This window comes from Mesorhizobium sp. M7A.F.Ca.AU.002.02.1.1 (genome assembly GCF_003998535.1).
GTDB classification, from domain to species: domain Bacteria; phylum Pseudomonadota; class Alphaproteobacteria; order Rhizobiales; family Rhizobiaceae; genus Mesorhizobium; species Mesorhizobium ciceri.
In genome coordinates this window covers 1-871 of record NZ_RZPB01001328.1, presented here as the reverse complement: position 1 = coordinate 871, position 871 = coordinate 1, and the positions used below count along the sequence as shown (strand labels likewise).

Genomic DNA, 871 nt, shown 5'->3' with positions numbered 1-871 from the left:
ACGGTGAGCGAGAAGCTGTCGGTCTCGGTGACTGCCGGAACGTCCGTGGTCGGGCTGGTCAGCGTGTACTGATAGGCAGCAACGCCGGTTGCCGGGTTGTAGCCGGTGATCAGCAGCGTGCCGTGGTCGCCCTGGAAGACCGAACCGTTAAGGCTGCCAATGGCAACCGTGACGCCGCCGATGGTGACGCTCTGCACGTCGTCGAGCCCGTCGGCGTCCGACACCGTGAAGGTGCCTGTCGCAACCGTGCTGCCGTCGCCGGCCGCCGAACCCGCCGCCAGACCTGCTTCATAGACCTGGTCATGCGCGCCGGCCGGGTTGCCCTGGTCGACGACGATCTGCGGCACGTCGTTGGTGCCGTTGATGGTGATGGTCAGCGTTGCCGTATCGGTGTCGCCGTCGGCATCCTTCATCGTGTAGTTGAAGGTCTCGGTCAGCGTCTGGCCGGCGTCCAGCGCCTGCACCGCCGGATCGGCGTTGTTGAGCGTATAGGTGTAGGTGCCGTCGGGATTGGCCACGAAGGTGCCGTGCGCGCCCGTCGTCGAGCCATCCCAGCTGACGAAGCTCGTCGGCGTGTCGGCGCCCGGCCGGTTGTTGGCATGCAGGTCGTTGGTCAGCACATTGCCGTTGACCGGCGAAAGCGCGTCCTCGCTGATGCTGTTGGTGTCGTTGACCGCATTGGGCACGTCGTCGACGATGTCGATGACGATGGCTGCCGGAGCCGACGACGAGGTGCCGTCAGAGACGGTGAGCGAGAAGCTGTCGGTCTCGGTGACTGCCGGAACGTCCGTGGTCGGGCTGGTCAGCGTGTACTGATAGGCAGCAACGCCGGTTGCCGGGTTGTAGCCGGTGATCAGCAGCGTGCCGTGGT

1 protein-coding gene is annotated in these 871 nt (G+C 65.7%); it reads right to left on the bottom strand.

Features of this window, described 5'->3' with window-relative positions:
- Window positions 1-871, bottom strand: an 871-nt coding sequence (locus EN879_RS37505; protein WP_206521110.1) for a VCBS domain-containing protein, incomplete at both ends; no start/stop codon positions are given.